Annotated in this window: 3 protein-coding genes; all 3 read right to left on the reverse strand. The window is 73.7% G+C overall.

Going from position 1 to position 2,555, the window contains the following annotated elements; all coding sequences use genetic code 11:
* Positions 1-24 precede the first annotated feature (24 nt).
* Positions 25-585, reverse strand: coding sequence for a chorismate lyase (locus FUT87_RS23765; RefSeq protein ID WP_091729518.1), 561 nt, complete (start codon positions 583-585; stop codon positions 25-27).
* Between the two features lie 66 nt (positions 586-651).
* A complete protein-coding gene (gene proC / locus FUT87_RS23770; RefSeq protein ID WP_147242594.1) occupies positions 652-1,467 on the reverse strand; it encodes a pyrroline-5-carboxylate reductase in 816 nt (271 codons plus the stop codon).
* Positions 1,468-1,508: 41 nt separating this feature from the next.
* Positions 1,509-2,555, reverse strand: a 1,047-nt coding sequence (locus FUT87_RS23775) for a PLP-dependent aminotransferase family protein (protein ID WP_147242595.1), incomplete at its 5' end; no start/stop codon positions are given.

Genomic DNA, 2,555 nt, shown 5'->3' on the forward strand with positions numbered 1-2,555 from the left:
GCGTCGCGCGCGGCTCGGCGGCGTTCAGCGCCGTGGCCGCGACTTGCGCCGCAGCGGCCCGGGGTCGCGCAGCGCGACGTCGGGCACGAACATCTCCATCACCCGCAGCTGCTGCCCGTGCCGGGTGAAGACGGAATTGCGCGACCACTGCATCCGCGCGGGCGCCTCGGTGCCGGTCGCGGCCAGCCATTGGCGCTGCATCTGCCGGTGGGTCGCGCCATGGCGGGTCACGCGGCGCGGCTGCAGCTCGCTGCGATGGATGCGGGGATCGTCGTAGAGCAGATGGCCCAGGGGCCGGCTGCCCAGGCCCTTGAGCGCCTTCCAGGGCCCCGCCAGCGAATGGCCGTGCACCGCCGAGCGCGCCCACACCAGCGGCTGGCCGTCGACATGCAGCAGCACCTCGCGCACGACGGTCAGGCCGCGACGCGGCAAACCGAGCGCGGCGCGCTCCTGCGGCCGCAGCGGCGCCACCGTCTGGCGCAGCACCAGCACCTCGTAGCGGCGGCCGGTCGCGGCCAGGCGCTTGCTCAGCGAGCCCGGCGCGCGCAGCCACGCGCGCAGGCCCCAGCGATCGGCGATCCCCATCGGTCGGAACGGAACTCTGGATCAGGACATCGGCGGACGTCGGCGCAGCGCGTGAAGCACGGGGCTTCAGCCGCGGCCGAACTCGTCGCCCAGCTCGCCCGCGCGCCGATGCGCGGCCTTCACCGCGCGCTCGATCGCATCGCCGACGCCGTCCGCCTGCAGGCTGGTGATCGCCGCATGCGTGGTGCCGCCCTTGGAGGTCACCTTCTCACGCAGCGCGGTCGGCGATTCCCCCGACTGCACAGCCAGCGCGGCGGCGCCGCCGCAGGTCGCCAGCGCGAGCTCGCGGGCCTTGGCCTCGTCCAGGCCCAGCGCCCGGGCGGCGGCGACCATGTGCTCGACGAGGAAGAAGAAGTAGGCCGGGCCCGAGCCCGACAGCGCGGTGACGGTGTCGAGGTCGCCCTCGGCATCGACCCACAGCGTGCGACCGGTCGCCTGCAGCAGTTGCTCGACCAGCGCGCGATCGTCCGCGGTCACGGCGGCGCTCGCATGCAGTCCGGTGATGGGCTCGCCGATGTTCAGGTAGATCATGGGCCGGCCGCCCTGCGCCGGATCGCAGACCGCCGAGCGGGCGATCGCGTCGGCGCGCAGGCCGGCCATCACCGACAGCTGCAGCGCGCCCCCGACATGCGGCGCCACCGGTGCGGCGGCTTCCTGGAACAGCTGCGGCTTGACCGCCCAGACCACCGCGCGGGCGCGCGACAGCGCGGCATCGGCGGTCGCCATCGGACGCAGGCCGAAGTCGGCGGCCAGGCGCTCGCGCTGGGCCTCGAAAGGCTCGACCACCAGCAGGTCCTCGGCCGGATGCCCGGCGCGGCGCAGGCCGCCAATGATGGCGCTGGCCATGTTGCCGCCACCGATGAATGCGATGCAGGAACTCATGGGCCGGCAGTGTAGCCGCGGGCCCTCGGGCGGGAGGACGGTCAGCGCCCGCGCAGCATCGACGCGCAGAGCTGCCCCAGCGTCGCGATGGCGCGCCGCTGCGCCTCGTCCATCGGATTGCCGGCGTTGATGCGGACGAAGTTGTCGAAGCGGTCCGAGTTCGAATACATCAGCCCCGGGCCCAGCCGCACGCCCTTCTCCAGCGCCGCGTCGAAAAGCGCCAGCGACGACAGCCCCTCGGGCAATTCCACCCACAGGCTGGGGCCGCCCGGCGGCATGGACAGGCGCGTGCCGGTCGGCAGCTCGTCGGACAGCGCCGCGGCCATCTGCTCGCGCTGCGTGGCGAGCTTCGCGCGCAGGGCCCGCAGGTGGCGGTCGATCTGGCCGCCGGCCAGGAACTCCGCGAGGATCGCCTGCCCCAGCATCTCGTTCGGCCGGCTCTGCGCGTACTTGAGGATCTCCACCCGCGGCTGCCAGCGCCCGGCGGCGATCCAGCCCACGCGCATGCCCGGCGCCAGCGTCTTGTGCAGCGAGGAGCAGAAGATCACCCGCCCGGTCGTGTCCCAGGACTTGATCGCGCGCTGCGGCGTGTCGCACAGCAGCGCGTAGGTGTCGTCCTCGATCAGCGCCAGGTCACGGGCCTCGCAGCGCGCCAGCAGGGCCTGCTTGGCCGTGTCGGGCATCACCGCGCCGAGCGGGTTCTGCAGGTTGGGCACCACCACCACCGCCTTCAGCCGCGGCTCCTGCGCGGCGGCGGCCTCGAGCGCCTCGACCGACAGCCCCGTGTGCGGGCTGGTCGGGATCTCGAGGGCGCGCAGGCCCAGGCTTTCGAGCAGCTGTAGCAGGCCGTAGTAGGTGGGCGATTCGACGGCGACCGCATCGCCAGGCGTCGTCACCGCGCGCAGCGCGACGCTCAGCGCCTCGGTACAGCCGTGGGTGATGACCAGCTGCGAGGGGTCGAGCTGGATCTGCGCGTTGAGCGCCAGTCGCGACAGCGCCTGGCGCAGACCGAGCAGGCCCTGCGGATCGGGCTGCGTGCCAAGGATCTCCGGGCGTCGGCGCAGCAGGCGCTGGCCGTGCAGCGCCAG

The organism is Mitsuaria sp. TWR114 (assembly GCF_007997345.1).

Coding starts and splice junctions, on each gene's coding strand:
- proC (WP_147242594.1), bottom strand. CDS start 1,467: ATGAGTTCCTGCATCGCATTCATCGGTGGCGGCAACATGGCCAGCGCC.
- FUT87_RS23765 (WP_091729518.1), bottom strand. CDS start 585: ATGGGGATCGCCGATCGCTGGGGCCTGCGCGCGTGGCTGCGCGCGCCG.